The sequence below is a fragment of the Methylorubrum sp. SL192 genome, assembly GCF_026672325.1.
Lineage (GTDB): Bacteria > Pseudomonadota > Alphaproteobacteria > Rhizobiales > Beijerinckiaceae > Methylobacterium > Methylobacterium extorquens.
Window position 1 is genome coordinate 2,178,170 of record NZ_JAPPQV010000003.1, and the last position, 13,546, is coordinate 2,191,715.

General features: G+C 69.2%; 13 protein-coding genes. 4 read left to right on the forward strand and 9 right to left on the reverse strand.

Annotation, left to right across the window (positions count from 1 at the left end; translation table 11 throughout):
• Nucleotide 1: 1 nt before the first annotated feature.
• The 5 genes from OVA30_RS10980 to OVA30_RS11000 form a co-directional block, all read right to left on the reverse strand.
• Complete coding sequence (locus OVA30_RS10980; protein ID WP_012254285.1) at nt 2-295, reverse strand: RNA polymerase sigma factor region1.1 domain-containing protein; 294 nt, start codon at nt 293-295, stop codon at nt 2-4.
• Between the two features lie 83 nt (nt 296-378).
• A complete protein-coding gene (locus OVA30_RS10985; RefSeq protein WP_004447596.1) occupies nt 379-651 on the reverse strand; it encodes a YiaA/YiaB family inner membrane protein in 273 nt (90 codons plus the stop codon).
• Between the two features lie 31 nt (nt 652-682).
• Nucleotides 683-1,375 (reverse strand): PspA/IM30 family protein, encoded by a 693-nt coding sequence (locus tag OVA30_RS10990; RefSeq protein WP_268175449.1) that lies wholly within the window; start codon nt 1,373-1,375, stop codon nt 683-685.
• A gap of 141 nt (nt 1,376-1,516) precedes the next feature.
• Entirely contained in the window at nt 1,517-3,832 is a 2,316-nt protein-coding gene (locus OVA30_RS10995) for an FdhF/YdeP family oxidoreductase (protein ID WP_268175450.1), read from the reverse strand.
• A gap of 102 nt (nt 3,833-3,934) precedes the next feature.
• Entirely contained in the window at nt 3,935-5,011 is a 1,077-nt protein-coding gene (locus OVA30_RS11000) for a hypothetical protein (RefSeq protein ID WP_268175451.1), read from the reverse strand.
• A gap of 345 nt (nt 5,012-5,356) precedes the next feature.
• Between OVA30_RS11000 and dnaK the strand changes: the two genes are divergently transcribed.
• The 4 genes from dnaK (at nt 5,357) to OVA30_RS11020 (ending at nt 10,092) form a co-directional block, all read left to right on the forward strand.
• The gene (gene dnaK / locus OVA30_RS11005) at nt 5,357-7,276 is read left to right on the forward strand and encodes a molecular chaperone DnaK (protein WP_015823233.1); all 1,920 of its coding nucleotides are present in this window, start codon (nt 5,357-5,359) and stop codon (nt 7,274-7,276) included.
• Nucleotides 7,277-7,527: 251 nt separating this feature from the next.
• Nucleotides 7,528-8,685 (forward strand): molecular chaperone DnaJ, encoded by a 1,158-nt coding sequence (gene dnaJ, locus OVA30_RS11010; protein ID WP_268175452.1) that lies wholly within the window; start codon nt 7,528-7,530, stop codon nt 8,683-8,685.
• Between the two features lie 158 nt (nt 8,686-8,843).
• The gene (locus OVA30_RS11015) at nt 8,844-9,500 is read left to right on the forward strand and encodes a class I SAM-dependent methyltransferase (protein ID WP_003603953.1); all 657 of its coding nucleotides are present in this window, start codon (nt 8,844-8,846) and stop codon (nt 9,498-9,500) included.
• Between the two features lie 265 nt (nt 9,501-9,765).
• Nucleotides 9,766-10,092 (forward strand): hypothetical protein, encoded by a 327-nt coding sequence (locus OVA30_RS11020; protein WP_268175453.1) that lies wholly within the window; start codon nt 9,766-9,768, stop codon nt 10,090-10,092.
• A gap of 28 nt (nt 10,093-10,120) precedes the next feature.
• On the opposite strand, the gene deoA is transcribed toward OVA30_RS11020, so the two are convergent.
• From deoA to cdd, 4 genes are all read right to left on the reverse strand, one after another.
• A complete protein-coding gene (deoA, locus tag OVA30_RS11025; RefSeq protein WP_268175454.1) occupies nt 10,121-11,431 on the reverse strand; it encodes a thymidine phosphorylase in 1,311 nt (436 codons plus the stop codon).
• Nucleotides 11,428-12,132, reverse strand: coding sequence for a deoxyribose-phosphate aldolase (deoC, locus tag OVA30_RS11030; RefSeq protein WP_268175455.1), 705 nt, complete (start codon nt 12,130-12,132; stop codon nt 11,428-11,430). Before deoC ends, deoA begins: the two co-directional genes overlap by 4 nt.
• Before the next feature lie 77 nt (nt 12,133-12,209).
• Nucleotides 12,210-13,022 carry a purine-nucleoside phosphorylase gene (locus tag OVA30_RS11035; RefSeq protein WP_268175456.1) on the reverse strand — a complete coding sequence of 271 codons (813 nt, stop codon included), beginning with the start codon at nt 13,020-13,022 and terminating at the stop codon, nt 12,210-12,212.
• Nucleotides 13,012-13,425, reverse strand: coding sequence for a cytidine deaminase (cdd, locus tag OVA30_RS11040; RefSeq protein ID WP_268175457.1), 414 nt, complete (start codon nt 13,423-13,425; stop codon nt 13,012-13,014). Before cdd ends, OVA30_RS11035 begins: the two co-directional genes overlap by 11 nt.
• Between the last annotated feature and the right edge of the window lie 121 nt (nt 13,426-13,546).

A 13,546-nucleotide genomic window follows, 5' to 3' on the forward strand; every position in this document is an offset into this window, starting at 1 on the left:
CCTAATCGCCCTCGTCGAGCTCGATCCCGTATTCCGCCAGCACCCAGAAGATCGCTTCCAGATCGTCGGCGGTCACGTCGCGCGGCGGCAACGCCTCTTCGAGGTCGTCGTAGGTCAGCGAGCGGCGGCGCTCGGCGTCCGCCTTGGCGAGCAGGCGATCGACCGTCATGCGGATGTCGGCCGGCAGGGCATCGTGGCTCGGCAGCACGATCCCGCCGGCCGGGCGCAGGGCGTCGCTGAGCAAGCGATCGATGATCGCCTGCCGTCGCGCGTGAGCTCCGTCCGAACTGTCCATGCCACGGAATATGGACCGTCGCGGGCGCGCGTCGAGTCTCCCGAGGCCGCCGTCTTAAATGACTCCTTGCATGGCTCCTTGCGTCACTCCTTGCCGACCGACATCAGCAGGCGCTCGGTGCGGGCATCCTCCAGGCGATTGACCATGCGGCGGCCCTCATGGACGTCGCGGAGCGTCTTGGTGGCGGTGATGCAGGACTGGACCAGCATCACCGTGCCCATGGCAAGATAGCCCTTCATCCAGAAGTCGAGGGGCATGAAAAGGATGCCGAAACCGACGAGTGCGGCGGAGGCGACGAAGGAGGCTTGGGTGAACACGACCCAGGCGCCGGTATGCTGTGCAGTCTCTTGGGACATGGCTGAATTCCTTGGAACGCGGGAGGGCGGATCAGACGGAAGCGGTGCGGGCGGCCTCGGCGCGGCTTCGCAGGCGGGCGAGCACGTCGTCGGAGGAGGGGCGCGTCCGGGGCCCGAAGCCCTCCCGTTCGAGGCGCTCGGCAAGGGTCTCCTCGGGCGTCTCGATCGCGGCCAGCGCGTCGTCGGTATCCGTTGCCTCGGCCTGGAGCCGCTGAAGCCGGGCCAGCGTCGCCTCGGCCTCCCGCAACGTCGCGCGATCCCGCACGCCCTCCGTCCGGCGCAGACGCCGGACCGCTTCGGACGCCGCCGCGACCCGCCGCCCGCGCTCCAGGGCCGCCTGTCGCCGGGTCGCGTCGGCGAGCACCGCGCGCATCCGGACCACCTCGGCCGCGAAGGTCGCCCGTGCGGCGCGCAGAGCGTCCCGCTCGGCCTCAAGGCTCGTGATCGCCTCGGCCGCCTCACGGGCCAGATCCTCGCGGCCCGCCACAAGCGCGGCCACGGCGCGGGTCTCCAAGTCGGCGGCGCGAGCCTCGACCTGCGTGAGACGCCGCGCCTCCGCGCTGTCCCCGGCCATGGCTGCAGCCAACATGCGCCGGCCGCGCTCCAGATCGGCGGCGGTCTCGCGGATCTGCTGATCGAGCACGAGGAGGGCGTGGCGGTCGTGGACCTCCTCGCAGGCTTGGGCGGCAGCGCCGCGGGCGAGGGTTCGCAACAGCGTCAACATGGCATCACTCCGAGGGCGTGACCGCGTCGTCACGCCCTTAGGGATGAGCCTGGTTTGCACAGCGTGCAAGTGATGATTTGCACACCGTACAATCTTGAACGCCGTCGTGCGCCGAGCCGCCGGAGCCGGACAACCCCCGGATCAGTCCCTTACGGCCAATGTCGCCGCCTTGGCGATCCGCACGGGAATCGCCTTGGCCGCCGGCACCTTGGCCTGGGCATCATGGTGCCAGAGCGGGATCAGCACGTTCAGCTCCGGGTAGTAGCCGGCGCAATTGCCGGCGGGGATGTCGTACTTGACGATCCTCAGGCCCTTCACCTCACGGGCGAACTCGTCGGCGGCCTCGGTCACGACATCGACGGTCTCACCATCGGCGAGTTGCAGCCGCTCGATGTCGTTCTCGTTCATGAACAGCACCTGGCGGGTGCCTTTCACCCCGCGGAAGCGGTCGTGATAGCCGTAGATCGTGGTGTTGAACTGGTCATTCGAGCGCAGCGTGATGAGGTCGAGCACGTCGCGCCGGTCGCTCTTCATGTCCGGGTCCATGTCGAGCCCGTCTGGCGGCACGATGAAGTTCGCCTTGCCGGTGGACGTCTCCCATTTGCGCTCACGCGCGGCGATCGGCTTGTGCTGGCCGCCGGGCTCGAACAGGCGCGCGTTGAAGTTCTTGAACTTCTCCGGATAGGTCGCCTCGATGGCGTCGCGCACCCGCGCGTAATCGCCGACCCAGGCGTTCCAATCGACCTTGGGGTTGGCCGGCAGCGTCGCCTTGGCCAGCTGCGCCACGATCCAGGGCTCCGAGCGCACATGGTCGCTCACCGGCCGGGCGACGCCGCGCGAGCCGTGGAAGCAGGAGGTCGAGTCCTCCATCGACACCGCCTGCGGCCCGCTCGCCTGCTCGTCCACCTCGATCCGGCCGAGGCAGGGCAGGATGTAGGAAACCTCACCGTGCACGAGATGCGAGCGGTTGAGCTTGGTCGAGACTTGGACGGTAAGACGCAGCGAGCGCCACGCCTCCTCCATCCGCTTCGTGTCGGGGACCGCACGGATGAAATTGCCGCCGAGCCCGACGAAGGCCTTCACCTTGCCGGAGAGAACGCCTTCGCAGGTCTCGACCGTGTTCATCCCCTTCTCGCGGGGCGGCTCGAAGTCGTACATCTCCTTGAGTTTATCGAGCGGCACCAGCGACGGCTCGTCGGCGATGCCGACGGTGCGCTGGCCCTGCACGTTCGAGTGGCCGCGCACGGGGCAGATGCCGGCGCCGGGCCGCCCGATATTGCCGCGCAGGAGCAGCAGGTTGACGAACATCTGCACCGTCTCGGTGCCGCGGCGGTGCTGGGTCAGACCCATCCCGTAGATGCCGATCACCGCCCGCGCGCGGGCGTAGACGGCGGCGGCCGCCTCCATTCCCTCGCGCCTCAGGCCGGACTTGGTCTCCAGCGCCGGCCATTCGAGCCGGTCGCAGAACTTTTCGAACTTATCGAAGCCGTGGGTGTGCTCGGCGATGAAATCGATATCGAAAATGCGCGGGCGCCCTTCCGCCTGCGCCTCTCGGTCCATGGCGAAGAGCGCCTTGCAGATGCCGCCGAGCGCCGCGATGTCGCCGCCGGCCTTCACCTGATGGTACTGGGTCGAGATCTGCGTCGAGGAATGGGTCAGCATCTCAACGGGCGATTGCGGGTTGGTGAACCGCTCCAGCCCGCGCTCCCGCAATGGGTTGAAGGTGATGATGGGCACGCCCCGGCGGCGGGCGTCCTGCAGCGGATGGAGCATCCGCGGCGAATTCGAACCGACATTCTGTCCGAAGAACAGGATCAGGTCGGTCGTCTCGAAATCTTCCAGCACCGTCGTGCCGACGGGCACGCCGATCGATTGCGGCAGCGCCTTCGAGGTCGATTCGTGGCACATGTTGGAGGAGTCGGGCAGGTTGTTGTTGCCGTACATGCGCGCGAACAGCGCGTACATGTAGCTCGTCTCCAGCGAGGCCCGACCCGACGAGTAGAACACGGCCGCGGTCGGATCGGTCTCGCGCAGAGCCTTCAGCTCGCGGCCGATCTCCGCGAAGGCCTCCTCCCAGGAGACGGACACATAGCGGTCACGCTGCGGATCGTAGCGCAGGGGGTGCGTGAGCCGGCCCTTCTCCTCGAGGTCGTAGTCCGGCCAGGTCAGCAATTCGGTGACCGAGTGGCGCTCGAAGAAGTCGGGGCCGATCCGCTTGCGGGTCTGCTCCCAGGCGGTCGCCTTGGCGCCGTTCTCGCAATACTCGAACGTGGACGGCTTGGCCGGCTTCGACCATGCGCAGGACACGCACATGAAGCCGCCCGGCTTGTTCTGCTTCATCAGCATCGCCGCGCCGGAAGCTGGGATCTCCTCGCGGGTCAGGATGTCGATGAGCGAGCGGGCCGACCCCCATCCGCCGGCCGGGTCGGTATAGGCTTCGATCTTCTCGTCGGGCATGGCCGGGCTCGCTTCGCGTGAACCTCCGGCCAACATCCGCGCCAAACGCAGAGTTCCGCCCGTGCGACGATGCCTACGGCGTTGTGAGAAGCGCCACGCGGCCTATTGGTCGGCGAACGGTTCCGCCCCCTGGGCGTCGGGGTTCATCCCCTCCACCGGTGCACGGCTGCGACGGGGGCGTGCCGGAGCGTTCGCCGCCGTCGGCGTCGCGGTGTTGGCGCCGAGCCGGGTTGCGAGCGCGATCGCCCGCGCTTCGGTGAAGCGCAGGTGGCAATAACCGTGCGCGCCCTCGCGGGCATAGGTCCGGCAGGCTTGCTCGCGGTCGGAGGAGAACGCCGCCTGTTCCTGCACGATCGGGCGGACGTCGCCGCCTCGCGCCCGCTGGGTCATGATCTTGTAATTGTCCCGCACCGCCTTGTCGGCGACGCCGCGGGCGGTGTCGAACTCGCCCGCCTGCGAGAGCAGTGCGGCGGCGTTCGGTCCCCACAGACCCGACGGCGTCGTCTCGCAATCCGCCGCCGTGAAGGTGCAGGCCGAGCCCGAGCCGAGCGGCGTGGCGAGCACGCTGCCGTCGAGGATCTCGAAGCGCAGCGGGCATTCGGCGCTCGCCGTCGAGAAGCGGGAGACGCCCTGTGCGCGGCCTTCGGCGCTCAGCGGCATCGGCTTGCCGCCGTCGAGCTTGACCGTGCAGTTCTCGGTCGGCTGCGAGATCTTGGTGCCCGGCAGCGTCATCTGGGCGGTATAGGCCGAACCGCTCCGCTCGATCTTCAGCGATCCGTTCAGCCCATTCAGCAGCAGGTCCTGACCCGCGACGTTGTCCTCGGCCGGCACCCGCAGCACCACGGGCTGGCGGGGCTGGGCCGGCACGCTCGGCCGCGTCTCGGCGCCTTCGCCCGGTACCGGAGCGCCCGGCTCCGTGGGTTGCGGCGGCGGCTGGACGGGTACGTTGCGCGGCGGCTGCGGCGGACGGGCCGCCCGCCCGATGCCGAACAGCTCCTCGAAGAAGTTCTGCGCCCGCGCCGGGGTGGCCGGGACCACGGCCAGGCCGGCGAGCACGAGCAACGCCCCCGTCGCGACGCGCAACGGGCGAGGCTTCTTCGCGAAAACCCTTTCGGACACGGGCAGGAACATCAGGCGGTCGGCCTCCCGGTTTGCCGCCACTTCACGGGCGGTATGCATGAGCCATATGCCGGTGTCCTAGCACGTCACCCGTGGCGCGGACGTGGCAGCCTGGCAACAAACAAGCCTTCCTCTCGGTGTCGCGCCTCGGAAAGCGGTCCCGGCGCGGCGAAGGATGACGCCCGCCGCTCAACCGTTGAGCGCCGTTCTTGCGGCCGTTCTTGCGGCGGCGTAGCCGTCTTCTTATATGCGGCGGGACACGGGACGAGGCCTGGGAAGCACAGCCCGCCAGGGCGATGCGCTTCGGACCATCCCGTTCTCAAACCAGACGTTTTCAACCGCCATGGGTCGAGCTGCTTCGGGGCTCGGCGGTCTGCTTGAAAAATCCAACAGAGGGATCCCACCATGGGTAAAGTGATCGGTATCGACCTCGGCACCACCAATTCCTGCGTGGCCGTCATGGAAGGCACGCAGCCGCGGGTCATCGAGAATGCGGAAGGCGCCCGCACCACCCCGTCCATCGTCGCCTTCACGGACGACGGGGAGCGCCTCGTCGGCCAGCCCGCCAAGCGGCAGGCCGTGACCAATCCTGAGCGCACCTTCTTCGCGATCAAGCGTCTGATCGGCCGGACCTACGACGATCCGCTGACGCAGAAGGACAAGGGCCTCGTGCCCTACAAGATCGCCCGCGGCGACAACGGCGATGCCTGGGTCGAGGCCGACGGTAAGAAGTATTCGCCCTCGCAGATTTCCGCCTTCACCCTTCAGAAGATGAAGGAGACGGCCGAGTCGCATCTCGGCCAGCCGGTGACGCAGGCCGTCATCACGGTGCCCGCCTACTTCAACGACGCCCAGCGTCAGGCCACCAAGGATGCCGGCAAGATCGCCGGTCTCGAAGTGCTGCGCATCATCAACGAGCCGACGGCGGCGGCGCTCGCCTACGGCCTCGACAAGAAGAAGGCCGGCACCATCGCGGTCTACGACCTCGGCGGCGGCACCTTCGACGTGTCGATCCTCGAGATCGGCGACGGCGTGTTCGAGGTGAAGTCGACGAACGGCGATACCTTCCTCGGCGGCGAGGACTTCGACAACCGCGTGGTCGAGTACCTGACCGCCGAGTTCAAGAAGGAGCAGGGCATCGACCTGACCAAGGACAAGCTCGCCCTCCAGCGCCTCAAGGAGGCCGCCGAGAAGGCCAAGATCGAGCTGTCCTCGGCGACCCAGACCGAGATCAACCTGCCCTACATCACCGCCGACGCCTCCGGGCCGAAGCACCTCGCGCTCAAGCTCAGCCGCGCGAAGTTCGAGTCGCTGGTCGACGACCTCGTGCAGCGCACGATCGAACCGTGCCGCAAAGCGCTCAAGGATGCCGGCGTCTCGGCCTCCGAGATCGACGAGGTCGTGCTCGTCGGCGGCCAGACCCGCATGCCCAAGGTGCAGGAGGTCGTGAAAGCGTTCTTCGGCAAGGAGCCCCACAAGGGCGTCAACCCGGACGAAGTCGTCGCCATCGGCGCCGCGGTCCAGGCCGGCGTGCTCCAGGGCGACGTGAAGGACGTGCTGCTGCTCGACGTGACCCCGCTCTCGCTCGGCATCGAGACGCTGGGCGGCGTGTTCACGCGGCTCATCGACCGCAACACCACGATCCCGACCAAGAAGTCCCAGGTCTTCTCCACGGCCGAGGACAACCAGAACGCGGTCACCATCCGGGTCTTCCAGGGTGAGCGCGAGATGGCGGCGGACAACAAGCTGCTCGGCCAGTTCGATCTCGTCGGCATTCCGCCGGCGCCCCGCGGCATGCCGCAGATCGAGGTGACCTTCGACATCGACGCCAACGGCATCGTCAACGTGACGGCCAAGGACAAGGCGACGAACAAGGAGCACCAGATCCGCATCCAGGCCTCCGGCGGCCTGTCGGACGCCGACATCGAGAAGATGGTCAAGGACGCCGAGGCCAATGCCGAGGCGGACAAGAAGCGGCGCGAGCTGGTCGAGGTGAAGAACCAGGGCGAGAGCCTGATCCACGCCACCGAGAAGTCGGTTGCGGAGTACGGCGACAAGGTCTCGGCCGCCGACAAGGGTGCCATCGAGTCCGCCATCACCGCGCTGCGCTCCGCGCTCGAGGGTGAGGACGCCGAGGGCATCAAGGCCAAGACCAACGACCTGATGCAGGCCTCGATGAAGCTCGGCGAGGCGATGTACGCCGCCTCGCAGACCGAGGGTGCACCCGGCGCCGACGGTGCCGCGTCCACGGACGAGAAGAAGGACGACGTCATCGACGCCGACTTCCAGGAAGTGGACGAGAACGAGCGCAAGAAGCGCGCGTAAGTCCGCAAGGACGGTTCGGGAGCGGTGCGCCAGCGCCGCTCCCGACATTATTTTCATCGTCATCGGCGCGGGCGGCTTGATCCTCGGGCAAGGCTCGGGGATCAACCATGCCGGGCATCCGATAGAAGCGAAGGTCGATCCGGCCTGTCCCGTTCGAGTCGGGAGGCGGATCGCGGCGCGGCTACAATCCGGCAGGAATGCCGGTCAGCGAGCCGGCAGCCGACGCGAACGAGAGGCTCCAGGGGCCGGGAATGTCGAAGCGGGACTATTACGAGGTCTTGGGCGTCGCGAAGACGGCCTCGGAGAGCGAGCTGAAGGTCGCCTTCCGCAAGCTGGCCATGGTGCATCACCCGGACCGCAATCCCGGCGACAAGGAAGCCGAGATCAAGTTCAAGGAAGTCAACGAGGCCTATCAGTGCCTCTCCGACGGCCAGAAGCGCGCGGCCTACGATCGGTTCGGTCACGCCGCCTTCAGCCAGGGCGGCGCGGGCGGGCCCGGATTCGGCAACGAGTTCGGCGACTTCATGTCGGACATCTTCGAGAATTTCTTCGGGGACGGGCGCGCGACACCCGGCGGCGGAGCGGGGCGTGGGCGCGGCGGTGCACCGGGCCGTGAGCGCGGCTCGGACCTGCGCTACAACCTCGAAATCAGCCTCGAAGAGGCCTTCGCTGGCAAGACCGAAACCATCCGCATCCCGACCTCGATCGCCTGCGAGACCTGCTCGGGGACGGGCGCCAAGGCGGGCTCGAAGCCGCGCACCTGCTCGACCTGCGGCGGTTACGGCCGGGTGCGGGCGGCGCAGGGCTTCTTCGCCATCGAGCGGACCTGCCCGAACTGCCACGGCCGCGGCGAGGTGGTGGACGATCCCTGTACGGCCTGCTCCGGCGCGGGTCGGGTCAACCGCGAGCGCACGCTGTCGATCAACGTGCCGGCGGGCGTCGATGACGGGCTGCGCATCCGACTCGCGGGCGAGGGCGAGAGCGGCATGCGCGGCGGGCCGGCGGGCGACCTCTACGTCTTCCTCTCGATCAAGCCGCACCCGTTCTTCCAGCGCGACGGGGCCGACCTGTTCTGCCGCGTGCCGATCTCGATGGTGACGGCCGCGCTGTCGGGCGAAATCACCGTGCCGGTGATCGACGGCTCGCAGACGCAAGTGCGCATCCCGGCCGGCACCCAGACGGGCAAGCAGTTCCGCATCAAGAGCAAGGGTATGCCGGTGCTGCGCTCGCGGGAGGTCGGCGACCTCTACATCCAGGTCTCGGTGGAGACGCCGCAGAACCTCACCAAGCGCCAGCGCGAGCTGTTACAGGAGTTCGACCAGAGCGCCTCGGACGAGAACCACCCGGAGAGTGCCGGGTTTTTCTCGAAGGTGCGTGACTTCTTCGTGAGCGGCGCGACGCGGGCGTGATCGCTCGCGGCGGACGGGATCAAACCCCGCCTTCCACCGGTTATGACCGCGGCTTGCCGCCGCGGTCCCACGCCCAGCCCCTTACGGCGAAGCTTGACTGCTTACGGGTTTTCGTCGTCTAGCCTGTTCGATCCATGATGAGCCGAGGACCTTCGGACGTGCCGCCGCTTCGCCGTTCCAGTGCCCGCGCCGTCTCCGCCGCACGCACCGTCCGTGAGCGCAAAGATCCGTTGGAGGACGAGGCGCGCTTTCTGCGCTCCTGGTTCGAGCGTCCGCTCGTCACGGGCGCGGTCACACCCTCGGGACGGATGCTGGCGCGCACCATGGCCGCCTATGCCGACCCGAATGTCAGCGGCCCCGTGATCGAGCTTGGACCGGGCACCGGCCCCGTGACCGAGGCCCTGATCCGCCGCGGCTTCGATCAGGACCGGCTCGTCCTCGTCGAGTTCAATCCCGATTTCTGCACGCTGCTGCGCCGCCGCTTCCCCGGCGTGACCGTGATCTGCGGCGACGCCTACCGGATCCGCGAGACGTTGCGCGACCGGCTCGGCAGCCTCTGCGCCGCCACGATCTCCAGCCTGCCCCTGTTCACCAAGCCGCTGGAGCAGCGCTTCGAATTGCTGCAAGGCGCCCACGACCTGATGCATCCCGGCGCGCCGTTCGTGCAGTTCACCTACGCCGTCGTGCCGCCGATCCCGGCGAAGTGCGAGGCGGGCAGCTACACGGCGAGCCGCTCCAACCGCGTCTGGCTCAACCTCCCCCCGGCCCGCGTCTGGGTTTATCGGCGTCCGGAGCCGAAGGCCGGCACCGTCTGATCCTGGACACCTCGCGAGGCCGAGCCGCGAAGAGCCGGCTCCACCGCACCAGAATATCTTTGAAAAGCCGCTGACCTGATCCGAATGTTCTCGGGCGCATGTCCGGTGCAATCCGGACGATTCGGCCTGGCTTTCCAACTGTGTCCGCTGGGCTCGAACGGACTTGTTTCCGATTGTTCGGATCGTGCTCAGTGCGCGTTCATCCGCTCGCTCCTAGCTTCGTCATCAAGGCTGTTGGGACAGCCCGATGAACGGAGGTCACACGATGTCGGACACATCCTTGGGGCGTCGAACCCGCTTCACCTTCGCTGCACTGGCCCTGATGGCCGGCGGCCTGTTCGGCGCGAGCACCGCCAACGCTGCCCCGCTCACGCCGGCTCCGGAAGCGGCTCTCGCCTCGGAGGCGACGGTCGAGACGGTGCAGTGGCAGCACCACCATTTCGGCCACCGTCACCATCCCCGCCATTGGGGTCACCGCGACCACCATCACGGCCATTGGGGGCATCACCGCCGCCACTGGGGCCACCGCCATCACCATCACGGCCACTGGGGCCATCACCGCAGGCACTGGGGCCACCGCCACCACTGGTAGGGCATGAGGCGGGCTCAAAGCCGCTCGCTCAGCCCAAGCGCTCCAGTACGGCCTTGCGCGGCTCCGGTGGCGTTGCGCCGATCCGATAGGCCGCCCGGAGCGATGCCGCTGCCCGCTCGGCGGCGGCCTCGTCCGCGGCGTGGACGATGCCGATCGGATCGTTCGGTGACAGTTGGTCGCCCGGCCGCACGAGGCCGGTGAAACCGACGCGGGCGTCGATGGCGTCCTGCGGCCGGGTGCGCCCGCCGCCGAGGCCGATCACCGCGAGCCCGATGGCGCGGGTCTCCACCGCCTCCACCACGCCCGCTTCCTGCGCCGACACCGGCCGCACGACCGGCGCCCGGGGCAGGTGCCGGTCCGCCGCCTCGACGAAATCGCCGGGGCCGCCCAGCGCCGCCACCATCCGCGCGAAGGCCTCGCAGGCCCGGCCCGAATCGAGCGCCGCCGTCAGCCGCCCCTCCGCCTCCGCGATGTTTGCGGCCAGTCCCCCGATCACCAGCATCTCGGTGGCCAGCGCCACCGTCACGGCGTGGAAGCGCGGTTCGCGGGCGCGACCGGTGAGGTAATCGACGGCATAGGCCACCTCGACCGCGTTTCCGGCGCAGGAGGCCAGCGGGGCGTCCATGTCGGTGATGAGCGCGCGCGTGCGCAGGCCCGCCGCGTTGGCAACCGTCACGATGCTCTCGGCGAGCGCCCGCGCATCCTCGCGCCGGGCCATGAAGGCGCCGGAGCCGGTCTTCACATCCATGACGAGGCCCTGGAGCCCCGCCGCGAGCTTCTTCGACAGGATCGATGCGGTGATGAGATCGAGCGATTCCACCGTCCCGGTGACGTCGCGGATCGCGTAGAGGCGCCGGTCGGCCGGCGCGAGCTCGGCGGTCTGGCCGATGATGGCGCAGCCGGACTCGGCCGTGACCTTGCGGAACCGGTCGAGGCCCGGCGTCACGTCGTAGCCGGGAATGCTCGCAAGCTTGTCCAGCGTGCCGCCGGTATGCCCCAGGCCGCGGCCGGAGATCATCGGCACGTAGCCGCCACAGGCCGCGACCATCGCGGCGAGCGGAAGGCTTACGGTGTCACCGACGCCGCCGGTGGAGTGCTTGTCGAGGACGGGGCCGGGCAGATCCCACGCGAGCACCGTCCCCGAATGCGTCATGGCGCGGGTCAGCGCCACGCGCTCGTCGAGCGAGAGGCCGCGGAAGAACACCGCCATGGCAAACGCCGCGGCCTGCCCCTCGGTGACCTGATCCTGCGTCAGCCCCTCGATGAAGCCGGCGATGTCGGCCCCCGACAGGGCATGTCCGTCGCGCTTGTCGCGGATAATCTCCTGGGGAAGTCTCATCGGGCAGCCTCGTCGGCGCGGACGAGTTCGGCGTGGAGCGCGCTGGCGCCGAGGCGGAAGGTGTTCGGGCTCACCCAATCCGGCCCCATTATCCGGTCGGCGAGCGCGAGATACGCGGCGGCGTCCTCGACCCGGCGCAGACCGCCCGAGACCTTGAGCCCCACCGGCCGGTCGCCACCGTATGCGCGGATCGCCTCCAGCATGATCTCGGCCGCCGGCAGCGTCGCCGAGACCGCGGTCTTGCCGGTGGAGGTCTTGATGAAATCGGCCCCGGCTTCGAGTGACAGGCGGCTCGCCTGCGCGATCAGGTCCGGGTCTTCGAGTTCGCCGGTCTCCAGGATCACCTTGAGAAGCCGGCCGCCACAGGCCGCGCGCACGGCCTCCACCATGGCGCGGGTGCTCTCCGCGTCGCCCCGCATCAAGGCGCGATAGGGCAGGACGAGGTCGACCTCGTCGGCGCCGTCCCCGAGCGTAGCCCGGGTCTCCGCGACCGTGCGCTCCACCGCCTCGCCGCCTTCCGGGAAATTGACGACGGTGGCAACCCGAACGCCACTTCCGCGAAGCCCACGAACCGCATCGGCGACGAAACGCGGCCAGACGCAGACGGCCGCGACCTCGCTCGCGCGGGCCTTCTCGCACAGCTCCTCGACGGCGGCGGCGGTGCAGGCGTCGCTCAGGTCGGTGAGATCGAGCAGCGGCAAGGCGCGCCGCGCCAGATCCGCCCTGACGCGGGCCGCATCCTGTGGGGGGAGGGGGCTGAAGCGGTCATCCGTGTTCCCTACGCTTCGGGCAGCCGGCCGACGAAGCCGGCGGCGAGCCGGGCGAGATCCGCCCCGGCGCGGGCGGCGACCGCCTTGGTTTCGGCATGGTGCGGGTCTCCGCCGGCGATCCCCGCCGCAAGGTTCGTCACCACGGAGATCGCCGCCACGGGCATGCCGAGGAAACGGGCGAGGATCGTTTCCGGCACGGTGGACATGCCAACGAGGTCGGCGCCGAGAATCCCGGCCATGCGCACCTCGGCCGGTGTTTCGAAACTCGGGCCCGAGAACCATGCGTAGACGCCGGCAGGCAGCGGCAGCCCGATTGCCTCGGCCGCCGCACTCAGGTGAGCGCGCAGGCCCGGATCGTAGGCCTCCGTCATCGGCACGAAGCGGGCGTCGCTCGGCTCCCCGATCAGGGGATTGAGGCCGGACAGGTTGATGTGGTCGGCCAGCATCACGAGGCGGCCGGGACCGATCGCCGGGCGCAGCGAACCGGCGGCGTTGGTGAGCAGCAGCCGCGCCGCGCCGAGCGCCCGCGCGGCAGTGAGCGGCACCCGCATGGCGGCAGCATCGCCGGTCTCGTAGGCGTGGGTCCGCCCCTCGAACACGAGCACCGGCCGCCCCGACAGGCGCCCGCGATGCAGCCGCCCGCCATGGCCGCTGACGCCGGGGGCGGGAAAGCCGGGAATCGCCGCGTAATCGAGGCTGACGCGATCCGCGACCGCCTCGACCAGGGCGCCGAGCCCGGTCCCCGTGACGATCGCCAGGGCATAGGGCCCGGAAAAACCTGCCGCGCGTAGAAGCGCGATGGCCGCGTCTTCAGGCGCCATGGACGAAATGCTCCGGGCCGAAGGAGGCGGGCAGCAATTGCTCCAGCGTGTAGCGCGCCCGCACGCCGTCGGGACCGGCCGAGGCGATCGGCGTGTCGGGACGCGCGAATTCCCGGATGCGCTGGCGGCAGGCGCCGCAGGGCGTCACCGGGGTAGGACTGTCGGCGAGGACGAGGATCGCCCGGATCTGCCGGCCGCCGGCCGCGATCATCGCGGCGATGGCGCCAGCCTCGGCGCAGGTGCCGACGGGGTAGGCGGCGTTCTCGACGTTACAGCTGGCATGGACGCCGCCGGCGTCATCGACCAAGGCGGCGCCGACGGCGAAGCCCGAATAGGGCGCATGGGCCCGTGCGCGCACGGCGGCGGCGGCCGCGAACAGGGCATCGAAATCGGGCTCGGTCACGGATGAGGCCTGAGCGGTTCGCGGTGCATCCTGCGGTTTGGCCCGAGGAAAGGGGCCCTGTCGAGGGGGCAACGGTCGACAGAGGCGCGCACGGCTTCTAAGGCAGGCCGATCGCGCGCGG